Annotated in this window: 31 protein-coding genes and 1 pseudogene; 24 read left to right on the forward strand and 8 right to left on the reverse strand. The window is 50.4% G+C overall.

The annotated features are described in order from the left end of the window. Positions 1-70 precede the first annotated feature (70 nt). The 3 genes from ACK3CJ_RS06805 (at position 71) to ACK3CJ_RS06815 (ending at position 4,539) form a co-directional block, all read left to right on the forward strand. Entirely contained in the window at positions 71-2,686 is a 2,616-nt protein-coding gene (locus tag ACK3CJ_RS06805; RefSeq protein ID WP_409525695.1) for a putative bifunctional diguanylate cyclase/phosphodiesterase, read from the forward strand. A gap of 202 nt (positions 2,687-2,888) precedes the next feature. Continuing rightward, on the forward strand, positions 2,889-3,206 hold the full coding sequence (locus ACK3CJ_RS06810; protein WP_409525696.1) for a c-type cytochrome: 318 nt from the start codon (positions 2,889-2,891) through the stop codon (positions 3,204-3,206). A gap of 10 nt (positions 3,207-3,216) precedes the next feature. Then, positions 3,217-4,539, forward strand: a complete 1,323-nt coding sequence (locus ACK3CJ_RS06815; protein WP_409525697.1) for an FCSD flavin-binding domain-containing protein — start codon at positions 3,217-3,219, stop codon at positions 4,537-4,539. A 310-nt stretch (positions 4,540-4,849) separates the two neighbouring features. On the opposite strand, the gene ACK3CJ_RS06820 is transcribed toward ACK3CJ_RS06815, so the two are convergent. Then, the gene (locus ACK3CJ_RS06820) at positions 4,850-5,770 is read right to left on the reverse strand and encodes a LysR family transcriptional regulator (protein ID WP_409525698.1); all 921 of its coding nucleotides are present in this window, start codon (positions 5,768-5,770) and stop codon (positions 4,850-4,852) included. A gap of 180 nt (positions 5,771-5,950) precedes the next feature. Between ACK3CJ_RS06820 and ACK3CJ_RS06825 the strand changes: the two genes are divergently transcribed. Continuing rightward, positions 5,951-6,457, forward strand: coding sequence for a hypothetical protein (locus ACK3CJ_RS06825; protein ID WP_409525699.1), 507 nt, complete (start codon positions 5,951-5,953; stop codon positions 6,455-6,457). A gap of 16 nt (positions 6,458-6,473) precedes the next feature. Continuing rightward, the gene (locus tag ACK3CJ_RS06830) at positions 6,474-6,980 is read left to right on the forward strand and encodes a GNAT family N-acetyltransferase (RefSeq protein ID WP_409525700.1); all 507 of its coding nucleotides are present in this window, start codon (positions 6,474-6,476) and stop codon (positions 6,978-6,980) included. Positions 6,981-7,064: 84 nt separating this feature from the next. On the opposite strand, the gene ACK3CJ_RS06835 is transcribed toward ACK3CJ_RS06830, so the two are convergent. Beyond that, entirely contained in the window at positions 7,065-7,157 is a 93-nt protein-coding gene (locus tag ACK3CJ_RS06835; protein ID WP_409525701.1) for an RlmF-related methyltransferase, read from the reverse strand. Between the two features lie 96 nt (positions 7,158-7,253). Here ACK3CJ_RS06835 and ACK3CJ_RS06840 point away from each other — a divergent pair, with 96 nt between their 5' ends. After that, positions 7,254-8,567, forward strand: a complete 1,314-nt coding sequence (locus ACK3CJ_RS06840) for an IS1380 family transposase (RefSeq protein WP_409523236.1) — start codon at positions 7,254-7,256, stop codon at positions 8,565-8,567. A gap of 144 nt (positions 8,568-8,711) precedes the next feature. Here ACK3CJ_RS06840 and rlmF read toward each other — a convergent pair whose 3' ends face one another. Then, positions 8,712-9,566, reverse strand: coding sequence for a 23S rRNA (adenine(1618)-N(6))-methyltransferase RlmF (gene rlmF, locus ACK3CJ_RS06845; protein WP_409525702.1), 855 nt, complete (start codon positions 9,564-9,566; stop codon positions 8,712-8,714). A 206-nt stretch (positions 9,567-9,772) separates the two neighbouring features. Between rlmF and ACK3CJ_RS06850 the strand changes: the two genes are divergently transcribed. The 9 genes from ACK3CJ_RS06850 to ACK3CJ_RS06890 all read left to right on the forward strand — a co-directional run bounded on the left by ACK3CJ_RS06850 (position 9,773) and on the right by ACK3CJ_RS06890 (position 14,140). Continuing rightward, positions 9,773-10,216: a GNAT family N-acetyltransferase gene (locus ACK3CJ_RS06850; RefSeq protein ID WP_409525703.1), complete on the forward strand. Its 444-nt coding sequence runs from the start codon at positions 9,773-9,775 to the stop codon at positions 10,214-10,216. A gap of 44 nt (positions 10,217-10,260) precedes the next feature. After that, on the forward strand, positions 10,261-10,410 hold the full coding sequence (locus ACK3CJ_RS06855) for a hypothetical protein (protein WP_409525704.1): 150 nt from the start codon (positions 10,261-10,263) through the stop codon (positions 10,408-10,410). 18 nt (positions 10,411-10,428) lie between these two features. Beyond that, a complete protein-coding gene (locus ACK3CJ_RS06860) occupies positions 10,429-10,896 on the forward strand; it encodes a hypothetical protein (protein ID WP_409525705.1) in 468 nt (155 codons plus the stop codon). Positions 10,897-11,002: 106 nt separating this feature from the next. Continuing rightward, positions 11,003-11,503 carry an AAA family ATPase gene (locus ACK3CJ_RS06865; RefSeq protein ID WP_409525706.1) on the forward strand — a complete coding sequence of 167 codons (501 nt, stop codon included), beginning with the start codon at positions 11,003-11,005 and terminating at the stop codon, positions 11,501-11,503. A 139-nt stretch (positions 11,504-11,642) separates the two neighbouring features. Next, positions 11,643-12,077: a hypothetical protein gene (locus ACK3CJ_RS06870; protein WP_409525707.1), complete on the forward strand. Its 435-nt coding sequence runs from the start codon at positions 11,643-11,645 to the stop codon at positions 12,075-12,077. A gap of 100 nt (positions 12,078-12,177) precedes the next feature. Then, complete coding sequence (locus ACK3CJ_RS06875; protein ID WP_409525708.1) at positions 12,178-12,642, forward strand: AAC(3)-I family aminoglycoside N-acetyltransferase; 465 nt, start codon at positions 12,178-12,180, stop codon at positions 12,640-12,642. Positions 12,643-12,670: 28 nt separating this feature from the next. Then, positions 12,671-13,072 (forward strand): hypothetical protein, encoded by a 402-nt coding sequence (locus tag ACK3CJ_RS06880; RefSeq protein WP_409525709.1) that lies wholly within the window; start codon positions 12,671-12,673, stop codon positions 13,070-13,072. Between the two features lie 211 nt (positions 13,073-13,283). Then, on the forward strand, positions 13,284-13,748 hold the full coding sequence (locus ACK3CJ_RS06885; RefSeq protein WP_409525710.1) for a YpsA SLOG family protein: 465 nt from the start codon (positions 13,284-13,286) through the stop codon (positions 13,746-13,748). Positions 13,749-13,906: 158 nt separating this feature from the next. Next, positions 13,907-14,140, forward strand: coding sequence for a hypothetical protein (locus ACK3CJ_RS06890; protein WP_409525711.1), 234 nt, complete (start codon positions 13,907-13,909; stop codon positions 14,138-14,140). Positions 14,141-14,317: 177 nt separating this feature from the next. Here the strand turns inward: ACK3CJ_RS06890 and ACK3CJ_RS06895 are convergent, their stop codons facing one another. Next, positions 14,318-15,520, reverse strand: a complete 1,203-nt coding sequence (locus tag ACK3CJ_RS06895) for an IS4 family transposase (RefSeq protein WP_409525712.1) — start codon at positions 15,518-15,520, stop codon at positions 14,318-14,320. Positions 15,521-15,722: 202 nt separating this feature from the next. Between ACK3CJ_RS06895 and ACK3CJ_RS06900 the strand changes: the two genes are divergently transcribed. The 7 genes from ACK3CJ_RS06900 to ACK3CJ_RS06930 all read left to right on the forward strand — a co-directional run bounded on the left by ACK3CJ_RS06900 (position 15,723) and on the right by ACK3CJ_RS06930 (position 20,675). Beyond that, positions 15,723-16,292 (forward strand): NADPH-dependent FMN reductase, encoded by a 570-nt coding sequence (locus ACK3CJ_RS06900; RefSeq protein ID WP_409525713.1) that lies wholly within the window; start codon positions 15,723-15,725, stop codon positions 16,290-16,292. A gap of 117 nt (positions 16,293-16,409) precedes the next feature. Next, positions 16,410-16,643, forward strand: coding sequence for a hypothetical protein (locus tag ACK3CJ_RS06905; protein WP_409526559.1), 234 nt, complete (start codon positions 16,410-16,412; stop codon positions 16,641-16,643). A 166-nt stretch (positions 16,644-16,809) separates the two neighbouring features. Next, complete coding sequence (locus ACK3CJ_RS06910; protein ID WP_409525714.1) at positions 16,810-17,226, forward strand: hypothetical protein; 417 nt, start codon at positions 16,810-16,812, stop codon at positions 17,224-17,226. A 47-nt stretch (positions 17,227-17,273) separates the two neighbouring features. After that, positions 17,274-17,678: an acyl-CoA thioesterase gene (locus ACK3CJ_RS06915; protein WP_409525715.1), complete on the forward strand. Its 405-nt coding sequence runs from the start codon at positions 17,274-17,276 to the stop codon at positions 17,676-17,678. 32 nt (positions 17,679-17,710) lie between these two features. Next, the gene (locus tag ACK3CJ_RS06920) at positions 17,711-18,310 is read left to right on the forward strand and encodes a class I SAM-dependent methyltransferase (protein WP_409525716.1); all 600 of its coding nucleotides are present in this window, start codon (positions 17,711-17,713) and stop codon (positions 18,308-18,310) included. Between the two features lie 1,104 nt (positions 18,311-19,414). After that, positions 19,415-19,783, forward strand: coding sequence for a cupin domain-containing protein (locus ACK3CJ_RS06925; RefSeq protein ID WP_409525717.1), 369 nt, complete (start codon positions 19,415-19,417; stop codon positions 19,781-19,783). Positions 19,784-20,246: 463 nt separating this feature from the next. Beyond that, positions 20,247-20,675: a VOC family protein gene (locus ACK3CJ_RS06930; protein WP_409525718.1), complete on the forward strand. Its 429-nt coding sequence runs from the start codon at positions 20,247-20,249 to the stop codon at positions 20,673-20,675. Positions 20,676-20,775: 100 nt separating this feature from the next. On the opposite strand, the gene ACK3CJ_RS06935 is transcribed toward ACK3CJ_RS06930, so the two are convergent. Continuing rightward, the gene (locus ACK3CJ_RS06935) at positions 20,776-21,081 is read right to left on the reverse strand and encodes a hypothetical protein (RefSeq protein ID WP_409525719.1); all 306 of its coding nucleotides are present in this window, start codon (positions 21,079-21,081) and stop codon (positions 20,776-20,778) included. A gap of 506 nt (positions 21,082-21,587) precedes the next feature. Between ACK3CJ_RS06935 and ACK3CJ_RS06940 the strand changes: the two genes are divergently transcribed. Next, positions 21,588-21,737 carry a VOC family protein gene (locus ACK3CJ_RS06940; RefSeq protein ID WP_409525720.1) on the forward strand — a complete coding sequence of 50 codons (150 nt, stop codon included), beginning with the start codon at positions 21,588-21,590 and terminating at the stop codon, positions 21,735-21,737. Between the two features lie 23 nt (positions 21,738-21,760). Here the strand turns inward: ACK3CJ_RS06940 and ACK3CJ_RS06945 are convergent, their stop codons facing one another. Beyond that, positions 21,761-22,246 (reverse strand): DUF2938 domain-containing protein, encoded by a 486-nt coding sequence (locus ACK3CJ_RS06945; RefSeq protein ID WP_409525721.1) that lies wholly within the window; start codon positions 22,244-22,246, stop codon positions 21,761-21,763. 78 nt (positions 22,247-22,324) lie between these two features. Here ACK3CJ_RS06945 and ACK3CJ_RS06950 point away from each other — a divergent pair, with 78 nt between their 5' ends. Next, entirely contained in the window at positions 22,325-22,759 is a 435-nt protein-coding gene (locus ACK3CJ_RS06950; protein WP_409525722.1) for a helix-turn-helix domain-containing protein, read from the forward strand. Positions 22,760-22,792: 33 nt separating this feature from the next. Here the strand turns inward: ACK3CJ_RS06950 and ACK3CJ_RS06955 are convergent, their stop codons facing one another. Then, positions 22,793-23,485, reverse strand: coding sequence for a cupin domain-containing protein (locus ACK3CJ_RS06955; RefSeq protein WP_409525723.1), 693 nt, complete (start codon positions 23,483-23,485; stop codon positions 22,793-22,795). A gap of 94 nt (positions 23,486-23,579) precedes the next feature. After that, positions 23,580-24,218, reverse strand: a pseudogene (locus ACK3CJ_RS06960) (SDR family NAD(P)-dependent oxidoreductase); the annotation flags it as partial. Positions 24,219-24,226 lie beyond the last annotated feature (8 nt).

Genomic DNA, 24,226 nt, shown 5'->3' on the forward strand with positions numbered 1-24,226 from the left:
AAGGGTCCATTGACACAACTAGCCGTGGCAGCATAATTTGAACGGCCCAAAACCATGCAGTGATTAGGGAATGACTGTGGTCCGAAATGTTGTTGAATTTTTCCGCACCCTGCGGGGATTTGTGTTTGCCACCATCATGGCAGTGACGCTGGCAGTTTTCCTGGGCGTGACCCTGGCAGCGTCTTTGCTGTATGAAAACATCATCGCCCGTCAGGCTGAGCAGACCTCAAGCACCATTGCCAATCAGACCTTCAACTCGATGTTTCAGGTGATGCGTCAGGGCTGGACACGCTATGAACTGGAAGATTTCATGGCATCCACCAAAGCGGCGTTTGTTGACACCCCTTTCGAGATAGAGATCTATCGCGGTGAACTGGTTGAAGCGATCTACGGTGCCATAGATCAACCTCAAGCTGATCAGGAGGTGGCTGCTGCCTTTGCCGGGCAGGGTGAAAGAGTGATTCAGCAGGATGATATTGTCCGGCGCATTTTTCCGCTGGTGACGCGGACCGAATGTCTGGCCTGCCACAGCAATGCCACCCCCGGCGAAGTGCTCGGTGTGATCGACCTGCGTCAGGACCTGCAGCCGATCAGTACCGAGATGCGCCGCAACTATGTGGTGCTGTTCCTGCTCTGTGGCGTCATCGTGTTTCTGATTGCCACCGCATTGTCGGCGTTTGCCGTGTCCCGCATCAATCGCGCTATCCATCAGTTCGGCTCCCGGGTTGAAGAGGTCAACTCAGTCAAAGATCTGAAGGAGATGGATGTCAGCGATGTGGATTTCTATTTTGATGAGTTCAACCAATCCTTCGGCCATATCAACGAACTGGTCGAGCGCCTCAAGGATGTTGCTGTCGATAAAGATATCCTCGAGTTCGAGATCCGCCTGCTGAGCAAGTTCATCATCACCTCGGAAGTGGTGCGGGATTGGCGTGAGTTCATCAAGGATCTGCTGATCGATATCAACACCATCATCAAGGCGCATACGCTTGTCACTATCTTCCAGGTGGAGGAGGAGGGGTACGAGCTGGAGGTGTTCTGGTATATCGATGTATCGGATGAAACACGCGCCGAGTTCGAGCGTATCGTGAAGATTCAGATGGCATCCAGCGAGCACTTCCACAAAGGCGTGCCGATTCTGAATATTCTGCACCATATTGCCCATACCGAGCATGATAACAATGGCAACCTGCTGCAGCTGACCTCTGAAGATATTGAGTTGCAGACCAAATCCCTACTGCTGGAAACCCCCAAAATTGGTGGTGTGGTGGGGATCGGTGTGCAGTCGGAGATGGCTCGCGACCCGATCCGCCATATCGTGATCGACAGTATTCTCACCACACTGCTGAACTTGGTGGGATCGGTCAAGGCGATCTATAAATACACCAAGGATCTGGAGTACTACGCCACTCGCGATCCACTTACCAGCCTGCATAATCAGCGCATGTTCCGTGAACTGCTCGGTTATGAAGTCGGCCGTGCGTCGCGCCATGATGAAACCTTCGCGCTGCTGATGCTGGATCTGGACAACTTCAAGACGGTGAACGACCGCTATGGCCATGCCTTCGGGGATCAGTTCCTGCAGGCGTTCGCCAGTGTGCTGGAACACGCGATCCGCCCAGGTGATTTTCTGTCGCGCTACGGTGGCGATGAGTTCACCATTATCCTGCCGGAAGCGAGCGAAGAGCAGGCCTATACCGTCGCTAATCGAATTGCTGATTCGCTGGGCAAACTGATGCTGCCGGCGCCGGATGGCAGCCCGGTGCGAGCGACCACCTCCATCGGTATTGCCGTATATCCGCATCATGCCCAGGACCCGCGCGACCTGTTCCTGGTGGCCGATAACATGATGTACAAGGCCAAGCGCAGCGGTAAGAACTCGATCGCCGTGCCGGACGAACACGAGATGGCCGAAGTGTTCCGGCAGGTGGGCGAAAAGAACCAGATGGTGCTCAATGCGCTGGAAGAGAAACGGATTATCCCTTACTTCCAGCCGATCATAGACCTGAACAATGGCGAAGTGATCATTCATGAGCTGCTGATGCGCATTCAGCTTGGTGATCAGATAGTACCCGCCGGTGAGTTTATCGACGTGGCCGAATCGATCGGGGTGGTCCATAAAATGGACTATCTGCTGATCGAAAGAGCATTCGCGCAGATGCATGAGCAGAACTACGATGGCATGCTGTTTATCAACCTGTCGCCAAAATCGCTGATCATCGGCGAGTTTATTGCTCGTGTACGGCAACTGGCGATCGAGTACAACATTGAGCCGCGCCGGATCGTGTTTGAGATCACCGAGCGCGAAACCGTCAGTAACCTCGCACTACTTGAGCGCTTCGTGCTGGATCTGAAACTGGAAGGGTTCAACTTTGCCATTGATGACTTCGGTTCGGGCTTCTCATCCTTCCACTACATCAAACAGTTCCCGATTGATGTGATCAAGATCGAAGGGGAGTTCATCCGCAACATGCTGCAGGATGCCAAATACATGGCATTCGTCAAAAGTATCGTGACCCTGGCTCAGAACCTGGGTATGAAAACCATTGCCGAGTTTGTAGAAGATGCCGAAGTGATGGCCGCAGTGCGTGATCTGGGAATCGATTATGCCCAGGGTTACTTCGTCGGCATGCCGGATCCGGCACTGATGGCCCGCTATCCGACAGATCCAGGCAGGGAGGCCTGATCTGTTTTATCCTCCTACTAATATTCAGGTTATATCGGTTCTGGTTGAAAATTGGGCAATCTTATTCGATTGAACTATATTATTACCAGTAATCAGTATTAAGCGCTGGTTAGTGTTTGAATTTACAATCCTTTCACGTCGTTGGCGGGGCAAATCCCGTCATCGTGTTCCCAGGATCAAACGATAATAACAGGTAGGCATCATGAACAGGCTTCGATTTGTTTTTTCTACGGTTCTGCTGGTGCTCGCTGTGCAAGCTCATGCCAGTGAGACGTACGACGACGCTCAGATGGCAGTGATGGCCGGCAGCTGTGCCAACTGCCATGGCACCGATGGCCAGATGGCGGGTGCTGTGCCGCCGCTGGCTGGGCGCTCCCAGGCCGCGATGGAAGCGCAACTGCTCTCCTTCAAGCACGACGAGAATACCCAGGCGACGGTGATGAACCGCATCGCCAAAGGCTTCTCCGATGAAGAGCTGTCTGCGCTGGCTGCGCACTTTGCCGCGATCAACCCGAATTGAGGAGCGTGAGATGAGCATCAAAACAAGCAAGCAAGCTGTATCCCTGTCGCGCCGCCGCGCCCTGCAAACCCTGAGTGCTGCTGCAGCGTTGCCGGTACTGGGTGGATTTGCACCCTCCGTTCTGTCCGCCACACAGTCGATTGGTCGTGTCGTTGTGGTCGGTGGTGGTTTTGGTGGAGCAACCGCAGCCAAATACCTCAAGCTGGCCAACCCAGCAATCGATGTCACACTGGTCGAACCGGCGCTGCGCTTCTATACCTGCCCCTTCAGCAACCTGTTTCTGGGTGGGCTGAGAACCTTCGACTCCATCAGCCACGGCTATGATGAGCTGCGCAATCGTTATGGCGTGGTGGTATTACATGCGATGGCAAGCGAAGTGGATTCCGAACATCATCGCGTGACCCTGAACGACGGCACCGTGTTGGATTATGACCGCCTGATTCTGTCTCCCGGTATCGATATCCGCTGGGATGGGATAGAAGGCTACGACGAAGAAGCCGCAGAGGAAGTCCCTCACGCCTGGAAAGCAGGCGCGCAAACCGAACTGCTCAAGAGCCAGATCGAATCGATGGATGATGGCGGGGTATTCATGCTCACGGCACCTGCGAACCCCTTCCGTTGCCCACCAGGGCCCTATGAACGGGTCAGTATGGTCGCACACTACCTGAAGCAGCATAAACCCCGCTCCAAAGTGATCATACTGGACGCCAAAGACAGCTTCTCTAAACAGGGCTTGTTCCAGGAAGGGTGGCAGGCCGTATATGGTGACATGATCGAATGGGTCAGTCTTTCGAACGACGGCAAAGTGATACGTGTGGATGCCGCAACCCGCGAAGTGGAAACCGAGTTCGGTGAGATCCACCGCCCCGACGTACTCAACGTGGTGCCACCACAGAAAGCAGGCTGGATTGCAGATCGCGCAGGCGTGACCGATGCCTCAGGCTGGGTGCCAGTCAAACCGGATACCTTCGAGTCGCAACTGGTGAAAGATATCTATGTGGTCGGTGATGCCACCATTGCCAGCCCGATGCCTAAATCAGGCTTCTGCGCCAGTGCCCAGGCAAAAGTGGCTGCCGCCGCTATCGCCGCATCCTTCGAAGGCCGCGAATCACCAGATCCCTACTGGATCAATACCTGCTACAGCCTGATCTCTCCCGATTACGGCATCTCTGTCGCAGGCGTTTATCGCGTTCAGGATGGAGCGATCATCAGCGTGCCTGACTCCGGCGGCGTCAGCCCAACGGGTGCACCTGCCAGTGTGCGCGCACGTGAAGCCGAGTATGCAGTCGGTTGGTATCGCGCTATCTGCCAGGACACCTGGGGCAGCGCCTGATCCATCTGGCCGGGGGCTTGTCTGCTCCCGGCCGTTTATATAGCCTATTTTTGGTGTGATGCATGCTGGTTGCTGGGCACACCAACTGCTTTAGCAACGCCTCGAAACAACCATCAAAATTTGGTTACGCTAGCAATGAAGCTTAAAGTCGCTTGATCGTGGACTTACTCCAGTTTGTAGAGTCGGTCACGTTTAAAAAGGCCAAAGCCCAATTCGGTAAAGAGCGTGGCGGTCAGGTGGCGAAACGCTTCACTCCGACAGGCTCGTTGATGGTGAATCAAGTGGGAAACCGAAACCGCTGGATATATCATCAATCGATAGCTTCCGCCTCTGTCGCAAGGGCGATGCTCTCTTGCCAGAGCCCCCGGATCATTCCGATAACGGCCGCTATAGGCTTGCGCTCCAAACGCTCACGACGCACCACCAGATTGAGGTTGGCTTTGATAGGTGTATCCGCCAGAATGCGCACACTGCCCCGGTTGGCCCAATGCTGTGCCAGTTCTTTCTCCACCACACCATAACCCAATCCGGCCCGTATCATCGACAGGGTTACGTGCTCGTCTTCTGAAGAGGAAACCACCTTGGTTTGGTCGCGCTCAAAGCCGACGATGTCAGGCATTATGCGCGAAACGGGGCAGTTACTGGAGGCCCAGATCCACGGTAGGGCTTTGCGCTCTTCCGGGTCGGGTGGCAGACGGTTCAACTTACTGTCGGGCGGGCTAACCACACAGAATTCGATGTCCGCCAGGCTAATGGCTTGTATGGTCTCATGGGTCGGGTCGCCATACATAAAGCCCAGGTCCAATTTGCTTTCTCGCACTTGGTCGGCAATGAGATAGGAGCTGCTGGTGACCAATTCCAACTGAACCTCGGGCAGTTCCCGTGCCGCCCGACGCAGTAACTGATCGACCTTCAGGTATTCTGGCGGCGCATTCAGGCCCAACACCAGAATGGCTGGCGTTTCGCAGCGCAGTGAGCGGGCAATCTCGTCCAGCTCGGCAATTTGCATCAATGCCTGGCGGGCTGGCGGCAGCAGCTTGCGGCCTTCCGGTGTGAGCTCCATCCCCCGACTGGAGCGTTCGAACAGAGGTAGGCCGAACTGGTCTTCGAGCTGTCGCAGGTGTTCGCTGACGGCCGAGGGGGTAGTGTGCCGCCGCTTGGCGGCCCGGGTCAGGTTACCTTCGTCGGCCACCAGTACGAAAGAGCGTAGTTTATCTAGTTTTATGTTCATGGTTTACGAACGCCGCCTTCATAAATGACTGATGGATTCTTTCATTTTAGAGCAGTCTAATAGCAATTACAGGTTGAAAAGGATACGGGCTTGACAACCAGGACGCTGCGCCAGGAAGTCACTAAGCCATTCTGGAAAGCCTGAAGTTCTTGAGACACCCGCGTTAAGGAAGGAGGAATCATGACCTTGGAAACTATCGGAACGTACGTCAAGCGCCCCATCCGGTTTTTGCATCTTGCTGATATTCATGGTTGGAGAATGAAGACCTATGGCATCTCGATTCACCGAGATCGTCCTCTGTCGGCAAATGTCGCCAGGGCCGTGAGTTTTGCAGCGGCTCAACTTCCAACACCCGCAGTCCAAGCAGCAATAACCGACGACAAGGAAGTCTGCGCAGAATCTCGCTATGGCATTGGTGTGATTATTATCCACGAAGCCCGAGAAGGCGTGTTTTTGCTCATTAGTTGGTGGGTCGGGGAGAATATGCTTCGGCATCATGTCTTTTTGTCGCCAGGAAATGAGCCGCACGACTTTGTCAGCCTGGCACCGTCCGGCATCGTGGCCTGCGTATGGGAACTGGCGATTCTTGCATTCGAGCGCCGAGCTTGGATTGACGCGATCCTAAACAATCCGAATGGGCCCGACACTGAACAGTACCTCGCGTCGACGTTTTCGGCAGACGTGTAATCCGTAGGTGGAAAATATGGGTGATACACAGATTCGTGCAGCACGACCTGATGACTTGGATGGCTTGGTTCGTCTCTGCGCCGCACATGCGGAGTATGAAAAGGCAAGCTATGAGCCTGATGGGATATCGTCGCGTCTGAAACAGTTGCTCTTTGGAGAAACGCCATCATTGTTTTGCGTTGTCGCTCAAAGGGGTAGCAAGCTTATCGGATATGCGACGTGGTCCAAGGAGGTGTCGACTTGGAAAGCTGCTTTCTATGTACACCTGGATTGCCTATACCTCGACCCGGAGGTCAGGAGTCATGGTATAGGGAAACACTTGGTTGCGCATGTTGTGCGGGATGCACTTTCGTTCGACTGCATGGAAGTACAATGGCAGACGCCCACCTTTAATACACGAGCCATGCACTTCTATGATCGACTGGGGGCATCACGCAAGGAAAAGGTTCGGTTTTTTCTTGACGAGACTACCATGAAAGATCTAGCGTCTTTAGATGCTGGTCATATTGACATCAGCAGATAGGCATATGGCCCGCTGGATGCCAATCCACATCTACCGTGAGCATCGTGCAGGTTCCGCATAACTATGCCCCACCTCGGGAACTGTTCAGATGAAGGTCCAGGCCAATACCCTTGTAATCTTATTTCCCTGCTTCATCTCTATTTCCCGAATATCAACTGCACCGAGCTTACGAATCAACTTCTTAGCCCGAATATTGCAGCATAAACAAGAAGGGCGACCCGGTTTTTTGCTATAATTCAGGTACTTAAGCTAAATATAACAACCGGATCGCCCATGACACATTGTACTGTTACCCGGGACCTATTTCCACGCTGCAAAGGCCGTAAAATCGAAACCAATTTTGACGGTGGTGACATCACGTCCGATGCTGGAGCAATTCTACTCCGACAGATCGACCGGGAACTGAACCTGACCCGCTCGATTGCCCGTAAAATCACTGATCCGCGTAACCCATTCCTTTGCCGGCATCAGGCTCAGACCATGATTCGACAGCGCGTTTACGGACTGGCGCTGGGGTATGAAGACCTCAACGATCATACAACGCTGCGGCATGATCTGGCCCTTCAGACCGCTGTCGATAGCGATGCCACATTGGCCAGTCAGTCAACTCTGTGCCGGTTCGAGCTCAACGCCAATCGGAGTTGGGCCGTGGCCATGCATGAGGAACTGGTTGAGCAATTCATTCGCTCGTACCGGAAGCCACCCAAACGGCTGATTCTCGACTTTGACGCCACTGACGATGCGGTGCATGGAGAGCAGGTAGGCCGCCACTTCAATGGTTATTACAACAGTTACTGCTTCTTACCCCTGTTCGTGTTCTGCGGGCAGAAACTGTTGGTGAGCTATCTGCGCCCCGCGTCTGTTGACGCAGCCAAGCATGCCTGGGCCATTCTGGCCCTACTGGTCAGGCGGCTTCGCGCCGAGTGGCCGCAGGCGCAGATCATCTTTCGAGGCGACAGCGGTTTCTGTCGCCCTCGGCTGCTGAGCTGGTGTGAACGCCACGGGGTCGATTATGTCGTTGGCATCGGCAAGAACTCCAGACTGGATCAACTGGCATTGGATACCCGTTACCGCGCCGCTATCGCGTGCGAGGCCACACAGGAAAAACAGCGCTGCTTTGCGACGCTCTGGTACTCGGCACACAGTTGGAAGAAGCGCGTGCGAAAAGTGATCGTCAAGGCCGAGTTCACTACACTGGGCGACAACAACCGTTATATTGTCACCAGTCTGTCAGGCTCGGCCAAGTGGCTCTATGACCGGCGTTACTGCCTGCGGGGTGATATGGAGAATCGGATCAAGGAGCAGCAATGGCTGTTCTCTGACAGAACCAGTTGCCATGACTGGTGGCCTAATCAGTACCGTTTACTGCTATCCGGCCTGGCCTACGTGCTACTGGAAAGGTTGCGCAGTGGTTATCTGCGTGGCACTCGCTATGCCAGAGCTCAGGTGACTACGCTGCGTACCCGACTACTGAAAATCGGTGCCGTCATCACCCGCAACACCCGCCGGATCCGTATCATGATGAATAGCACTTATCCGGATCAGGAACTGTTCCAGAAAATCACCGCCAAAATGGCATCAGGATAACGTCAGTTGTGCTGCTCCCGGCACGGAATAAACAATGGGGTAAGGGGAAGTTGTGCTCTGATCATGCTGATTGATCAATAAACAAACAGTGCGCCGGGGGGGCGCTCAGCAAATCGGACAGAATTGGGCTGCCTGGCCCTCCACTTAAGAGCCGGATGAAATATCCGGGTTAGCAGGCTTAACATTGTCGGCTTTTGAAACCAGGCTGGTAAACCAGCGGCATTGAGTTGAATACACCTGGCTTTCTTTTATCAGCTTTTTAAGAAACAACTGTTCGCCTCCCTTACACCATAGCTCAGCCCCTTGCCCGCCAAAATTCAGAGCAGGGGTGTTTGCTTTTTCTCCACCGCGACTACGCGCAAGGTTATTGAGTTTAAGCTGGTTACCTTTCAGTGCTTCATCGAGCGAGGCATGGAAGGGTGGGTTGCATACGCTGACGTCAAAGAACTCTCCAGCTTGGATGATCCCTTCAAAAATGTGGTTTTTATCGTGCTGCGTGCGCAGCGTGAAGCGATCTTTGAGTGTGGGGTTGTTGGCGATAATCGTGGCTACGTTCTCAAGCGACTGAGTGTTAATATCACTACCGACACACTGCCAGCCGTACATCTGGCAGGCCAGTAGCGGGTAGATTCCATTTGCTCCAGTCCCGATATCGAGCAGCTTTATACTGCGCTGTTCAAGCCCAGGCAAGTCAGCCATGTAATGGATATAGTCGGCTCTGCCCGGGATTGGAGGGCAAAGCGCGCCCTCTGGAATATCCCAATCGACAATGTTGTAGTATCGGTCTAATAACGCGGCGTTGAGCGTTTTGACTGCCAATGGGTCTGCGAAATCGATGGAAAGTTCGCCATGAGCGTTCGGTTTCACATGGGGGGCTAGCGATGGGTGACTTTTTACGAGCGCTGGAAAGTCATAGCCTTGGTTGTGTAGATTCCTCGGGTGCAGACCTTTGCGAACAGGCTTGGCTTGGCTTTTTTCACTTTGATGGAGGGCTTTCACAGTAATAGGCCTGAGGCTCGGGGTTCAATGGTAGTGTGGGTCTGGCTTAATCCGTGATTATAATCTTAATGTATGTGTTGGGCATACTCGACGGATCGAGGATAGCGATAGGCTTCCGGCTATACGTATTTTGCCTAGCTAACCGCGAAAATGGAGATATGCACCTTGTGGAGAATCATTATGTCTAGAGCAGTGGGATTTGTCCTATGAAAGTGCAATTGAGAAAGGCAGAAGAAGCCGATCTAGCTCTATTTACGGAGATGGAGCAGGAAGCCGGAACGAGTAAATTCATTATCCCGTATAGGCTGGAGGATCATGTTTCAAGTTACTCTGATCCGAGAATTATCTATCTCAGGATTGTGGCCGATGAGGAATTGGCCGGGTACTTCATATTAGCTATGGATCAAGACGCTCGGAGCATAGAGTTTCGGAGAGTTGTTGTGGCGAACAAAGGTCTGGGGATTGGACAGAGAGCTATTGAAGCAATGGAGGTCTATTGCCGAGACCTCCTGCAAATGACGCGTATTTGGTTGGACGTTTTCTGGCACAATTGTAGGGGCCGGCATATTTATGAAAAGCTCGGGTATCACCAATTTGGCGAGAGCGTTCTGGATGGTAAGAAGCTGCTCCTATATGAAAAGCAGCTCTAATATCGGGTTGCATCAGAAACTGTAGTTCCCCCACGGGCAAGCCGATGTGGAAGCGCTTCAAGGGGCAGCTTGCCGAGCAGGATACGATCAGCTTTCAGGGCTATCGCCTGCACTACCGAGATTGCTCACTGAAGCATCTGCCTGCGGTGAGAAAACCAGCCGGATGGCCGCCATGCCAGCTCTACACTGGGTGATAGTAAAAAGGAGGACGCATGCATCAAGTAGCAGTCCAATGGATTGTGGGCTTACTGAAAGATAGAAATATTCCTTTTCTGATCTGTGGTGGACTCGCAGCAAAGGGGTATGGCTCTGAGCGTGATCTGAACGATATTGATCTTTTTGTCCCTGGCGAACATTTTTCGTCAGTGGTTCAAGCCGGCCAGGAGTTTATATCCAAGCCCGCCACTCACTATCGAGAGGAAGGCTGGGATTTGACCTACGTTCAGTTCAAGTATGAAGGCATCAAAGTGGAGGTGGGCAGTGCTGATAGCCCACGAATCTTTGATGTGATCAGTCAGACCTGGATTCCGCTCAAAATTGATTTTTCTCGCTATAAAACAGTGCGTTTGTTGGGTCTGGAGTTGCCACTCATGTTGAAGAAAGATCTGGTTCGGTATAAGTTGGCGCTCTCACGACCGGTAGATATCGAAGATATCCGTGCGATCCGTGTGAACGCATAACTAAACCATGCACCGAGTAGCTAGCAAGGTACCACACTGATCATACTGAGCAGTTTTTAGTCAACGCGCTTCGCGAATCAGGAGCGTTATGCATAGGAAGCAATCAATGAGTAGTTACGGAACGCTGATATTCTTCTGTGGAAAGATGGGAGCCGGGAAAAGCACTTTGTCTGCTAAAGTCGCTCGTGAGCGTGGAGCGGTGCTGGTTTCAGAGGATGAATGGCTAGCCGCGCTTTTCCCCGGCGAGATCAACGATTTCAATGACTACATCAGTTACTCGTCACGTCTTAAACCAGTGCTCAGAACACACGTTGAGAAAATACTCGCGGCTGGCACTACGGTTGTTCTGGATTTTCCTGGAAACACCAGGAGGCAACGGGCATGGTTCAAGGATATATACTCACCACTCGGGCTACCCCATGAGCTGTACTATGTGGTTGCAGATGACGAGACTTGTCTAAAGCAACTGAAACGGCGTCAAAAGAAACAACCTGAACGAGCACAGTTTGACACTGAGGAGGTTTTCAGAATGGTGACTGGCCACTTTGAGCCACCCGCAGACTCAGAAGGATTCAATGTAGAAATTGTAGAACGGGAAGGTACATAATGTGTTCAATTAGTTCGTGTGTAGGGCCACGGCCTAAGAGAACCAGAACAGGCTTGTACTCGGACTGAATAAATTCAACCAGGCGTGCCAGTTCACCGTCGCAGGCGGCGTAATGTTCATCAAATAGGTAGGGTATTCTATGAATTTAATAAAAACACTTCCTCTCACACTAATTCTATTTTGCTCACAGGCCATTGCCTATCAGGGCGAAATAGATAAGTTCTTTAGTCTGTATGAGTCAGGTAAAGTCACTGAGGCTGTGGACTCTATTTACTCAACGAATAAATGGCTTGACCGAAAAAGTGACGATGTCGAAAAAGTAAAATCTCAATTGAGTAATATCAATAATTTAGTTGGTGAATACTATGGTAAAACGAAGCTAGGAGTCAGCGATATCGAAGATCGGCTAATCTACGTCTCCTACCTTGCTCTATATGAGCGTCAACCTATTCGGATGGAGTTCGTATTTTATCGACCTGAAGAAAAGTGGATCATTTACTCCTTTTCTTTCGACGACAATATTGATAATGAGCTGATAGATGCAGCTCGCAGCAAGATAGCCGGGTACAAATAAAAGCTAGTAATAACATGCAGGCACCTGCTGCTTCGCACCGATTTAGCCTGCATGTTATTGCCCCTGGGTTGAACGTTGATGTTCAGGAGGTAACACGTTTATGCCAAATGGTTACAGAGTGCAGCAGATTGCCGCAGATGACTTGGAATTGATGGATGGGTTCTTGCACACTTGCGGTGTGGCCTTCAATGAACCTGAAACCTACAGTAGAAAGTGCCCTGGTCCTGATTACATGCGTAGTCTGCTTGGCAGTGACTACTTTATCGCAATAGTGGCCGTGAAGGATGGCATGGTTGTTGGTGGCCTGGCCGCTTACGAATTGAAGAAATTCGAGCAGGAGCGAAGCGAGATTTATATCTACGACTTGGCTGTTTTGGAAGAGCACCGACTCCAAGGAATCGCGACCGCGTTGATTCAGGAACTCAAGAAGGTAGCAGCTGTACGGCGAGCCTATGTGATTTTTGTTCAGGCTGATACCGGAGAAGAAGACGAAGCAGCCATCGCTTTGTACACCAAGCTGGGTGCCAAGGAAAATGTTCTTCATTTTGATATTTCGGTGGAATAGGCTCATTATTTTTCAAAGGACGATACGAATGATTAAATGGATAAAATCACTATTCAATAAAGATAGACCGATCGCAGTTCAGGATACTCCAGTTTCTGACAGCCCTTATGCTGCTGTTAAGGTTTGGTTTGATGAAGATAAGGTTTGGGCACATTGGCCAGATAAAGAACCTCAATCTATAGCGTGGAGTGAATTGATTGGTGTGGCAGTGGAAACAACCGATCAAGGGCCTTTTGTGGAAGATGTTTGGTGGCACTTGGCAACAAAAAAAGAGGTTGTGACCTACCCAAGTGAGGCGACAGGCGCTGGTGAGCTACTACAACGGCTCCAAGAGATTCCAACTTTCAATAATGAGTGCTTAATTCAAGCAATGTCATCTACTTCAAATCAATCGTTTATATTATGGGATCATGAAGGCAGGCACAGATAAGGCTTTATCAAGCGCAGCTGCTTTGTCGAAACTTTATCTGTGCACCCATTTTGATCGAAACTGCGGGCGCTACATGTTTGCCATTAGTAGGTTAAGGCCATCTACTCGAGCGGTGAATAATTATCAGAATAAAGGATGAGCTGTTGATGCTGGAGATTTTTATTTCAAAATGTCTAATCCAACAGGATCGTTATGTTGATCGGGACTGGTCATGCTTTCAAAGATCATAAGTGGTGGACAAACCGGTGCTGACCGGGCTGCACTAGATGCTGCTCTTGAGTCAGCTTTTCCAATTGGCGGGAGCTGCCCTGTTGGACGAATGGCGGAAGATGGACCAATCAATGACGTATACTCTCTGACTGAAATCGGTGGTGGCTATCGGCAACGAACGAAGAAAAATGTCATAGATTCAGACGGTACCGCCATTTTTTATGAGTCTTATGTGCGTGGAGGAACGGAAGCAACTATTCTTTTTTGCATTAGGCAAGGCAAGCCGTACAAACTCATCGATATCGCACTGGTTGACCCTCTGCGAGCAGCAGAGCTTCTTAATGAGTTTGTCCACGAATTCAACGTAAGTGTATTGAATGTGGCAGGCCCGAGATCAAGCAGTTGTCCTGCAGTATACGACTATGTAAAGCAGGTGGTGAGGCTTGCCTTACGGCAATCAACATAAGCGGGCCGGCCTTATGCGCAAAAGGAGGATATATGTATCGGTTAGAAGTCCAATGGATTGAGGGGTTATTGAGAGATCGGAATATTCCCTTTCTGATCTACGGCGGTCTCGTTGCAAAGGGATATCGAGATTAACCGTGCCATCTGGAGCACATGACGATGATTTTTAAGGGCTCGCTTGTGTTGCAATTGCTTCTAGCCATCGCCTTTTTAGGATTCGGATGGCAAGCGGACCAAGCAATGGACAAGTCTGGCATGGGAGATGCTTTCGAATGGCATCGTTTGAGCGTGCTCTCCGGAGCAGCCTTCTATGGCTTAACTGGTGTTTGGCTGGCAACAATCGCTTTTTCAGTTGTCAGCGCTAAGTTCCGGTCTAGCCTCAATACTGTTTAGTTAAATATCACCGCTGGCACCGGATCACAAGGCTGGTGCAGTGGATCTCCCCGTTTGCGGATAGGGAAATTACCCATCTTCCGCTTTACTCCGCGCGGGTTCCGTCGGCCACGGCTGGTCACTGCTCGCCCGCTAGATATCTCCTTCAGCAAGCTGTTGAGCCATGCCTGGCGCTGCTTAGGGGGGAATGGAGCCGGAAGCCGGCAGGCGGCGCCTCAACACCCGCACCGCGTGGATAAACGATAAATCCTCCGCGGCTTGGGCTGTGGTCGTCGCGGCCTGCGTCATCAACCGCCGCACCGCCGCATGCGCAATCAGTAGCGCATAGAACTCTTGCTCAACCAAATCCGGTCGCTTGCTGCGCAATATGACCGCACGCTCTGCGAGATGCACTTTGAATTCGTCAAAGGCCTGCTCGATGGTCCAACGGCGGTGGTACAAGGCGGCCAGCGCCAGCGCTGGCGCCTCCTCGCTATCGTGCCAGTTAGTAATCAATCGGTACAACGGTTCCGGATCGGGAATACCTTCCAGGGCGTATTCGATAACCCGCACCTGAACGCCCTCCGTCTTGCGCCGTCGCGCTTTATCACCCGGATACAGGGTCGTCAGGTAAGAACCATCAGGTAGTTCCTGTTCACGCGGCAGAAGCAGGCTGCTCTTAACGCGGAATAGCAGCTTGGCCCCGGTGGCGCATCCGCGTTGCCAGAAAGCGTAGCTATAAAAATTTCTGTCCGCCGTCACTAACATGGAGGGGTTCGCTTGATCGATAACCGCTCCTGCCAAACTGCGCTCGTCACTGCCGTAAGGGCCGGGATTGGCGTAACACAGCATGTGGGTGCCACATTCGGCCATGGCGACAAAGCGCAGCTTCGGAAAGGCGCTGCTGCCCCGGGAAGCTCCCGGGTAACCAAAGTAGGCAGCATTGCCTTTCTCATCGGGCATGTCGAGCGTGGAACCGTCCAGTGCCATGACCCGCAGCCCCCGGTAACACACACCCGGCATATCCGCTGGCCCATGGGGCTGGACCTGCTCGTAATACAGATCGCGCAACGGCGCGACACCGACTTTTCCTCGCGCTTGGGAAATAGCGCCTTTAGTGACCGTCGCCTTCGCCAGTGAGTCATCACCGAGCAACTGGCGCAACCCCTCGATGACCAGGCGAAGCACTTCCTCGTAAGCGACGTTGCCGTACAGCACCATCGCCATCACAAAGTACACCAGCACTTCGTGCGGCAAGCCGCGCCGGCGCTGGCTGTGAACACCGTGTGCCGACAGAGCTTCCCGAACCCTCTCTACCGGACAGTTCATCGCCAGAAAGCCTACTGTCAGGTAATCGGCCAACCTGGCGCCCGTCGACAACTCTGCTTTCGTTCTCGCCATGCTCATCCCCTTTCTTGGAAACATAGCGGACATTTTGACACAAAATCGTTAACTAAACAGTATTGGGTCTAGCCTGGCTCAGGCTGCTATAGGTATGCCACCTTTGTTATTAATTACTGGCTGGTGTTTGTCGTTTTTGGTTTAGACATGCATAACGAAACCAACAAATGCGCTCACTTTGGGCGCAGGTAGCAAGCCACACTTGAACACATATAAGGGAAAAATGAAGATTCTTGCGCTTTCGGGAAGTCTACGGGAAAAGTCTTACAACAAAGCCGCACTTGAGGCTTTATCGTTAGTCGCGCCAGAGGGCGTTGATGTATCTGTCTTCGATGGAATACGCGATTTGCCGCTCTTCAATCCGGATTTAGAGGACGAACGGGTTCTACCAGTAGCAATTCTGAAGGACGCTCTCGGGGTTGCTGACGGGCTTGTCATTGCAAGCCCTGAATACGCCCATGGGATCAGTGGTGTCTTGAAAAATGCGTTGGACTGGCTGGTGAGTGGGGAAGAGTTTGTCGGCATGCCAATTATGTTGATAAACACGTCTCCTCGTGCAACGCATGCACAGGAAGCGCTGCGAGAGGTTGTTGTCACTATGTCTGGCATCATTGTTGAGCGCGCTTGCTTTTCCATACCGCTGCTGGGTAGTAGTTTAGATGCTACCGGAATACTGAATAATGCAGAGCTTCATGCACTGCTTAAGCTACATCTGCGGACTTTCTGTGAAGGGATTCAGGCGTGCAGAGTTTCACAAAGCCAGCCAGAGTGACGCCAAAAAGTGGTGGGGCTGCGGTCAACGATATAAGGCAGTATCTGGATCATGATCAGGACGGATAGATTAATACTTCGGCAATGGAATGACGAAGACCTCCAACCTTTTTCAACGATGTGTGGTGATAAGGAGGTTATGGAATTCTTCCCGAAGCTTTTGACTGAGGAGGAAAGCTATTGCATGGGGGAAAGGATCAAGTCACTCATTGCGGAACGTGGCTGGGGTTTTGGGCTGTGGAAATCCTTCGCCAGCAACTCTGAGCATCCGGACCTGGAATCGTCTGACCCACTTCGCGAGCATGTTTTGTACAAAATAAGCAGACGTCAGTGGGAGATACATGCTTTATAGCCAAGCCAGTCAAAGCGTCGCCTCCTGCATTTGACCAGGTTCGAGATTTACAAAAAAAGTCGCCACGGCCTATGACCATGTCAATTATGGCGATGACTTTTTCGTTCTGGCTGCGTCTCAGCTTCGCTGCCGGTGATGGTGTTCGTTATGCATTAAGGAGTAGACGGTGCTGAAGCCCGTAATACAGGAAGAAACTACAGGATGTGGGATTGCGTCTGTTGCCAACATTCTGGGCAGGACCTACTTGGAAATGAAGGACACAGCAAATGGTATGGGCATCCATGCTGAAGATAAATCACTTTGGTCCGATACCCAGTACGTAAGGCAAATGCTGTCTCATGCTGGCGTCGAGACGTCTGCGGATGAGATTCCGTTTGAATCATGGAGTGCACTGCCCGATTTGGCATTACTGTCTATCAAGCATCATCAGGAGGATGGCAAAAATTTCTGGCATTGGGTGGTTTTCAAGCGTATAGGTGGTCAGGAATTTGTCCTGGATTCAGCGAGTTATCTGCCATCAAATATTCGAACGGATTTTAATGCAATGCAGCCCAAGTGGTTCATCGAGGTCAAGAATGTATAGTGCCTTTGTAGAGTTGCGATATTATTACACCGTAAAAGGCTAACTTCATGAGTTTTATAGTAAGACGAACAATTTTATTCGGTGACTGTGACCCTGCTGGCATTGTTTACACACCGCGCATAACGTACTTCATCATTGAGGCGGTACACGATTATCTAACTCACAGACTAGGTGCGCCGGCTATTAGTGAGATTTTCGCTATGGGTATTCTTCCCCCTGCACGAGCGCTTTCAATTGAGTTTTTAGCGCCAATGTCTTGGGATGAGGTCATAAATATAGAGATATCCACTAAGGAGCTCACTACTACGTCCTTCACCTTCTTAGTTGAAGCCCGTAATGACTCGAATGAAATGACGTTTCGATCTACCTTCACGCAAGTCTCAATATCACCGGAGAGCAAACGGCCCATTCCTCTCCCCCAGGCACTTCGAGAAGCGCTATGTTCAGCTTGACCAGCGTTACTGGTTGTAGGGAATATCAATCTATGGAAGAAAATGCAGAGATTTGGCGTGAGTTCTACGAAAAAGCTTTATCTAAACCTCATTCTCAACGCACCGAGTTAGCGGTCAGATTAAACGAGTCCAGTACTCAGGTTGCAGTTGATTGTGGTTGTGGTACAGGCAGTGATATTGACTACCTGGAGCAAAAAGGTTATCAGGTTCATGGCTTTGATATTAATCCTGATTCTGTAGCTATTTGCCGAGATCGTTTTGGTTCAAAAACGCTAGTTGAAATATCTCACTCCTCATTTGAATATTATGACTATCCAAATGCGGGTATTGTACTCGCTAACTCAAGCCTGTTTTTTGCTGACCCATCTAAGTTTCAAAAGACCTGGGTCAGCATAGAATCATGCATTGAAATTGGTGGGGTATTTGCCGGTGATTTTATGGGTGTGGAGGACAGCTGGGCATCAAATTACCGCAGTCATACGGCTCCATTAACGGAGTCACAAGTGAGGTCATTGTTCGAAAAATTTGAGGTTATAAGGTTTGCTGAGCGTAACGAACATGCAAAGACGTCATTGGGTAAAATGAAGCATTGGCACATTTTTTCAGTGGTTGCTGTAAAGCGTGTACAATAAGTGCACCGGATCAATTTCCGCTGTCACTGGGGCAGGTTCCATGCATCCAGATATACAGGCTAAGTTTAATAGCTACCCGATAGCTGCTTGTCGTCAACTTGAGATTGTGTAAAAACTCATTCTGACGATTGCTGCAGAGAATGAGCTGGGTCAGGTTGATGAATCACTCAAGTGGGGCGAGGCAAGCTACCATGTCAAGGGAGGTAGTCCGGTACGAATTGACTGGAAGCCAAAAGATCCAGGCGTTATCAAGGTGTTTTTCCATTGCCAAACGTGCTTGGTGGACACTTTCAAAGAGATATATCGCAACGAACTTGAGTATGAGGGCAATAGAGCTATAGTGATTCCTTTAAACGCCGACTTAGGGCAAGAGCCACTGTTATTGACACTTAGGCACTGTATTGGTTTGGCTCTGAAGTATCATAGTCTTAAGCACTTGCCTCTGCTGGGAGCATAGTCGATTGAATACACCCTTTGGATACAGCAGAAGAGTCGCAAATTCAGTCTGCGCTTCGCACTTATGGTGTGAGCCGAGATTAACAACGGCCTGACAAAGCACTGAATCTTGTTCCTTGAGGTCACCGGGTGATCGTTTCTTACGCCGTTGTCGGCAAGTATGTTAGGTAAAAGGATGTTGCATTCAAGAACACTCAAAATCATGCTATTCCTCTTAATGGGCTATTTCTTGCTTTGGGTGCCTTCTATTTTCTGGCCAGGGTATCTTGATACCCCCCTTGGCATTATTTCAGTTATCCCATTTTTATCTGTATACGTATTTCATAATGTTGGCATTCCTGGTCTCCTTCAGCACAATGGCGCTTGTGGCTGGGGGTGGTGTGCTCCAACAATATTCGGATGGTTATTTATCATCTCATTTTGGCTCCTTTTGCTTTGGCTACTCGCAAGGCTTATAAGCTTCGTAACCAGTCACTTAAGCAGGGCACCTAATGACATCCCTTGATTCAAACGTGACTGGTACTTTTCAGGAATACTACAAAGAACAGACTGTATCACTGGTCGATGATGGTGGTCTGTGAATTGTTTTCGCGTCCACGGGCGTCATTTTCGGGCTGCCATTTTGGCATCTGAATGGAGAAATTAACTATGCAGCATAAATCGATAAATTTCGCAGATAAGCTCAGTTTGTTTTCTGAGCAATGGTCACCTAAAGTGGTGGCAGAGATGAACGACTATCAGTTCAAGCTGGTGAAACTGGAAGGGGAGTTCGTCTGGCATGATCATCAGGACACTGATGAAACCTTCATCGTCTTGAAGGGCTCCCTTCGCATTGACTTTAGAGATGGCTACGTGAACCTGTCTGAGGGTGAAATGTATGTTGTACCGAAGGGTGTCGAGCACAAACCTTATGCCGAAAAAGAAGTCGAGGTTATGCTGATAGAGCCCAAAGGTGTCTTGAATACAGGAGACGGTGAAATAAGTGAGCGCACAGCTACTAATGACGTGTGGATTTGAGCGCAAGTATGGCTTTACGCGATAGTCGCTCAGAATACCAAATCCGGATGAATTGATGACTGTCGCATGGACAGGCAGCGATATAAAAGGAATCTGTAAGGGTGATTTTTAAAGTAAACCCAGAAAGGAAAGAGCCACTAAAACGATAACTACCGCTCCGACGAGATAGACGATACTGTTCATTAATAGCTCTTCCTTTTCACAAGTCTTGAATTGGGTGGCGCCGCCATCCGTGTGGCGCGCGATGTAACTACCTGTACAGGCTGCTCCTTCGCCTCATCTAAGACCAGAATAGGCTATCGGCTTCTTCTGGTCTGTTCGATGGCACACTGAGTGGTGAAAAGAAAGAAGGTGCTTTGTGTATCATAGCGATAGGTTTTGTCTGGGAGCAATGGCTGTACGCTCGCAAACTATAGTCTCAGTACGTGGTACGCGACATTAAAATATGAAGGAGTCGAAAACAATGAAGCCTCGAATTTCTGTGATCACTCTTTGCGTCGATGATCTTGAAAGAGCCGTTCGCTTCTATCAGGACGGACTGGGACTTCCTACGGATGGGATTATCGGCGAAGAGTTTGAGTATGGTGCCGTGGCATTTTTTGATTTAAGTGCTGGGCTGAAATTAGCACTTTGGCCGAGAAAAAGCCTGGCACATGATACGGGGCTAAAGTTGGCAGCTCCCAGTGCAACGGAGTTTTCCATTGGCCACAACGTCATGTCGCAGCTGGAGGTTGACGAGGTGATGGCACAAGCCGAAAGTGCTGGCGCAGTGATAGTAAAGCCTGCACAAGACACTTTTTGGGGTGGGTATGCCGGGTATTTTCAAGACCTTGATGGCCATCTATGGGAGGTGGTCTGGAATCCAGCGCTGTTGCCCGAAGAAAGTGCATAAGGTCAAGCAGCACCCTCAATCATCACGGTACAACTGCTCCGGTTTGGGTTGAAGTGCTACACGAGATATAAACAGATCCAGGTTTTCAATGTTTCGGTAGCTACATCCAGCTTCTCAGTTGAGGATGCTTTACCGGATGTTGGTGGTAGATAGGAAGCTCCACGGCAGGTCTGGTGCTGACGTTGGATGTCCTGTGGCATCTGAGCATCATATACCCAGCGCTTGTGCTGTGGTCGGCGTCCAATGCCACCTGCGGTGTACACAGATAAAGCGTATCGCCGATTTTGAGTGGTGTGGCCTGATAGGTGGCTTCAGTCGAATCCCCCAGGCTCGGTGGTTCACTGACCACCTGCATATCGATTGCCAGTGTAAGACTGATAAGCGCTACCAAGCAGAGAAATATCATGAAACCTCTTGCCATCATTGTCTTTCATCCGAACTCAAATGCAAGATAGTTAATGACAATCGACAATACGATTGCACGCGTGATCTTGAATTAGGGTGGCGCCGCCATCCGTGTGGCGCGCGATGTAACTTCCTGTACAGGCTGCTCCTTCACCTCATCTAAGACCAGAATAGGCTATCGGCATCTTCTGATCTGTTCGTTGGCGCACTGAGTGGTGAAAAGAAAGAAGAAGCTTTGTGAGCGGGTCCCGCTACGAAAGGGGGGGTTACCAGTTTTGGCGAACATTGGGCAAGTTGGAGTTTGCAAAAAAATGGATGATAAAGGTCGTGATTCTCTTGTTCTGAATAGTGCGTATGGCTATGTTTATGTCTTTCCTCTGTGATTGTGGTCACTATTATTTTTGGAAAACCATACGGTAGAGTACTGCTCTTTACGCTAATCCCTGTGTATTCGATTTACTACCGATAATGTACTGGCGCGTCTGTCGGAGCTATGAAGACGAGGTGATGGCACAAGCCGAAAGTGCTGGCGCAGTGATAGTAAAGCCTGCACAAGACACTTTTTGGGGTGGGTATACCGGGTATTTTCAAGACCTTGATGGCCATCTATGGGAAGTGGCCTGGAATCCACAGTTGCTGCCTGATGAATGTGCATAAGGTCAAGCAGCAACACATAAGCATCATTGAAGAAAGTGGACTGCGTAACCGGATACATACAAGCCTAAGCCAAAAGCGGCATGCGTAAGAAGGCTCTGCAGCCGAGCAGAGGTCGGATTTTTTGTTCGTGAGGCAGCAATTCCGGCACCCATACCCGGTTGCATTATCAGAAATGGCAACACTATGGTGCCCAAGCCCACAGCAAATGCTGGGCCAATCGTTGGGTTCTGAATCCATGATGCGCCCCAGATGCCGATCAAAAGAGCTGCAAACAAGATGCCTGTCAGGTAGTGGACTGCCCATCCAATTATCTGTTCAGCGCGTATGGGGGCTGAGGCGGCAATTGAATCGTGGCGAAACTGCCCGTGTGTCATATGCGCTATCCAGCGACCGACCAACCCGTAATTCGGAGGAGGTGTGCCGAACAGTGGTACACGCACAAAACCCCACAAGTCCATCACGGCTGTAGCGCCAATCCCTATCAATATTATGGTGAGTAGACTGTTCATGATTTCCTCTTCTACTTGCTTTGATTTGGTGATGGCGATAGCGTACAACTTCAAGTCGACTTTAAGTCAAGGGGGAGTATGGATATTTCTGAAGTGGTTAATCGCTCGGGCGTTCCAGCGTCCACACTTCGCTATTATGAAGAAAAAGGATTGATCCATTCTGTCGGCAGGCAGGGAATACGAAGACAGTTTGGTGCCAGTGTGCTGGAACAGTTGGCACTCATTGCGCTGGGGCGCTCGGCAGGTTTTAAGCTGGATGAAATTGCTCAGATGATGGGCGCAGATGGACGCCCACAGATAGACCGGCAACTCTTGCTGAATAAGGCTGATGAGCTGGATAGTTCCATTCGGAAGCTGATCGCGATGCGCGATGGTCTCCGGCATGCCGCAGTCTGCTCTGCACCGAGTCATATGGAGTGTCCCACTTTCCGACGTTTACTGGGATTGGCAGCATCGGGCGCGATCGATGGGCACAAGACGAAGCCACGAAAGCGGCGCCGCCTTGGAGCCTAGAGACCAGCCACTCTGACTCCCTAGCTTAACTCCCTAGCTTAAGGAAAGGCTATTCGCGATGTTATTCAAATGCCCAGTCTTTACATAAATTAGTGCGCCATCTTCTTTTGTAAAGGGCTCATGCCGACTCAGATGGGGACTACGCATCCATGTGCCTTTTGGGTAAGTACCGTGTTCGTCGTAAAAGGTGCCTTCTATAACGAAAATCTCCTCGCCTCCCCAATGTTGATGGCTGCTGAATTGTGTATTTGGTGCCCACTTTACTAATGCGACGTGTTCACCCTCAAATTCGTGTAATGGCATGACTGTCAGTCCGTCGACAAGGCCTTGATACCAGGGCTGAGTGTGAGTATCAATAACCTTCTGCTCTTTGTCAGCTTTGCTGAATTGGTGCAACTTGACGAAAATGGTTGCTCCCTCTTGACCAATTTTTGGCTTGTGTGACGTGCCGATTGGGTTACGCACATAGCTGCCTTTCAGATAATCCTGATGCTCATCAGAAAAAACACCTTCCAGTACCAAAAATTCTTCACCACCTGAATGAGTGTGTGGTGAAAACTCGCTGAATGGAGCATATCTGACAATTGATGTTGCTCTAGCGACTTCATCCCCGATTCTATCGAGCATCATGCGTTCTACGCCGGGCATGGGGGAGTCGACCCATTGATAGTTTGCTGGTCGAATAACGATACGCTGCTCGAAATCAGCATTAATGTACGTAGTCATTTACAAGTCTCACAGAGAAGTAACCGTCATTGTATAGAGTAATGCAAAGGAGTGGATGGTGTTCTGGATTAAACGTCTTCCACTCCTGACATGTTTAGTTTCTGCCGGCTATTACGCCACCATCGACATCCCAGATGGCACCAGTGACCCAGCTGGCACTATCTTGCAGTAGAAAAGTGATAGTGTTTGCTACATCCTCGGGTGCGCCGATTCGGCCTATCGGATGAAAGGCATTGAAGCCAGCCAGTGCTTCATCTACGTCAGCTGGATCTATAAAGGCTTCATAAATCGGGGTTTTGACAACAGCAGGTGAAACAGCATTCACACGAATATTATGATCCGCTAATTCCATTGCCATGTGTTGTGTCAAAGCATGTAATCCAGCCTTGGCCATGGAGTAGGCCGAGGACGGCGTGGCTTTAATTGCCTGTTTTGCCCACATTGATCCAATATTGACAATTGATCCGCCTCCATGTTTGATCATGTTTTTTGCGACAGCTTGGGAAATGAAGAACGTAGATTTATTCAAATCCTGATAGGTGTCGTAGTCTTCTATTTTATGTTCGAGAAACGGTTTTGGATTAAAATATCCAGCTGCATTCACAAGATATTTAATATGACGCTGCTGTTGTGTGATTTTTTCTATCACGCGCTCAACATCATTCGCGTTATAAAGATTCGCTTGTATGGTTTCAATCAATGTATTACTACCCAACTCGGCTTTAGCTTTTTCGTAAGCGC

Origin of the sequence: Nitrincola salilacus, from assembly GCF_046271865.1 — a bacterium.
In the GTDB taxonomy this organism is placed as follows: domain Bacteria; phylum Pseudomonadota; class Gammaproteobacteria; order Pseudomonadales; family Balneatricaceae; genus Nitrincola; species Nitrincola salilacus.

Excerpts from the sequence above, each read along its gene's own strand:
- ACK3CJ_RS06955 (WP_409525723.1), bottom strand. The coding sequence starts at position 23,485 with ATGACTACGTACATTAATGCTGATTTCGAGCAGCGTATCGTTATTCGA.
- ACK3CJ_RS06940 (WP_409525720.1), top strand. The coding sequence starts at position 21,588 with ATGGCACAAGCCGAAAGTGCTGGCGCAGTGATAGTAAAGCCTGCACAA.
- ACK3CJ_RS06895 (WP_409525712.1), bottom strand. The coding sequence starts at position 15,520 with ATGGCGAGAACGAAAGCAGAGTTGTCGACGGGCGCCAGGTTGGCCGAT.
- ACK3CJ_RS06925 (WP_409525717.1), top strand. The coding sequence starts at position 19,415 with ATGCAGCATAAATCGATAAATTTCGCAGATAAGCTCAGTTTGTTTTCT.
- ACK3CJ_RS06880 (WP_409525709.1), top strand. The coding sequence starts at position 12,671 with ATGATTAAATGGATAAAATCACTATTCAATAAAGATAGACCGATCGCA.
- ACK3CJ_RS06915 (WP_409525715.1), top strand. The coding sequence starts at position 17,274 with ATGAGTTTTATAGTAAGACGAACAATTTTATTCGGTGACTGTGACCCT.
- ACK3CJ_RS06815 (WP_409525697.1), top strand. The coding sequence starts at position 3,217 with ATGAGCATCAAAACAAGCAAGCAAGCTGTATCCCTGTCGCGCCGCCGC.
- ACK3CJ_RS06865 (WP_409525706.1), top strand. The coding sequence starts at position 11,003 with ATGAGTAGTTACGGAACGCTGATATTCTTCTGTGGAAAGATGGGAGCC.
- ACK3CJ_RS06855 (WP_409525704.1), top strand. The coding sequence starts at position 10,261 with ATGTGGAAGCGCTTCAAGGGGCAGCTTGCCGAGCAGGATACGATCAGC.
- ACK3CJ_RS06875 (WP_409525708.1), top strand. The coding sequence starts at position 12,178 with ATGCCAAATGGTTACAGAGTGCAGCAGATTGCCGCAGATGACTTGGAA.
- ACK3CJ_RS06825 (WP_409525699.1), top strand. The coding sequence starts at position 5,951 with ATGACCTTGGAAACTATCGGAACGTACGTCAAGCGCCCCATCCGGTTT.
- ACK3CJ_RS06870 (WP_409525707.1), top strand. The coding sequence starts at position 11,643 with ATGAATTTAATAAAAACACTTCCTCTCACACTAATTCTATTTTGCTCA.
- ACK3CJ_RS06930 (WP_409525718.1), top strand. The coding sequence starts at position 20,247 with ATGAAGCCTCGAATTTCTGTGATCACTCTTTGCGTCGATGATCTTGAA.
- ACK3CJ_RS06840 (WP_409523236.1), top strand. The coding sequence starts at position 7,254 with ATGACACATTGTACTGTTACCCGGGACCTATTTCCACGCTGCAAAGGC.
- ACK3CJ_RS06905 (WP_409526559.1), top strand. The coding sequence starts at position 16,410 with ATGTGTGGTGATAAGGAGGTTATGGAATTCTTCCCGAAGCTTTTGACT.
- ACK3CJ_RS06860 (WP_409525705.1), top strand. The coding sequence starts at position 10,429 with ATGCATCAAGTAGCAGTCCAATGGATTGTGGGCTTACTGAAAGATAGA.
- ACK3CJ_RS06945 (WP_409525721.1), bottom strand. The coding sequence starts at position 22,246 with ATGAACAGTCTACTCACCATAATATTGATAGGGATTGGCGCTACAGCC.
- ACK3CJ_RS06850 (WP_409525703.1), top strand. The coding sequence starts at position 9,773 with ATGAAAGTGCAATTGAGAAAGGCAGAAGAAGCCGATCTAGCTCTATTT.
- ACK3CJ_RS06935 (WP_409525719.1), bottom strand. The coding sequence starts at position 21,081 with ATGATATTTCTCTGCTTGGTAGCGCTTATCAGTCTTACACTGGCAATC.
- ACK3CJ_RS06805 (WP_409525695.1), top strand. The coding sequence starts at position 71 with ATGACTGTGGTCCGAAATGTTGTTGAATTTTTCCGCACCCTGCGGGGA.
- ACK3CJ_RS06810 (WP_409525696.1), top strand. The coding sequence starts at position 2,889 with ATGAACAGGCTTCGATTTGTTTTTTCTACGGTTCTGCTGGTGCTCGCT.
- ACK3CJ_RS06950 (WP_409525722.1), top strand. The coding sequence starts at position 22,325 with ATGGATATTTCTGAAGTGGTTAATCGCTCGGGCGTTCCAGCGTCCACA.
- ACK3CJ_RS06830 (WP_409525700.1), top strand. The coding sequence starts at position 6,474 with ATGGGTGATACACAGATTCGTGCAGCACGACCTGATGACTTGGATGGC.
- ACK3CJ_RS06885 (WP_409525710.1), top strand. The coding sequence starts at position 13,284 with ATGCTTTCAAAGATCATAAGTGGTGGACAAACCGGTGCTGACCGGGCT.
- ACK3CJ_RS06820 (WP_409525698.1), bottom strand. The coding sequence starts at position 5,770 with ATGAACATAAAACTAGATAAACTACGCTCTTTCGTACTGGTGGCCGAC.
- ACK3CJ_RS06920 (WP_409525716.1), top strand. The coding sequence starts at position 17,711 with ATGGAAGAAAATGCAGAGATTTGGCGTGAGTTCTACGAAAAAGCTTTA.
- ACK3CJ_RS06890 (WP_409525711.1), top strand. The coding sequence starts at position 13,907 with ATGATTTTTAAGGGCTCGCTTGTGTTGCAATTGCTTCTAGCCATCGCC.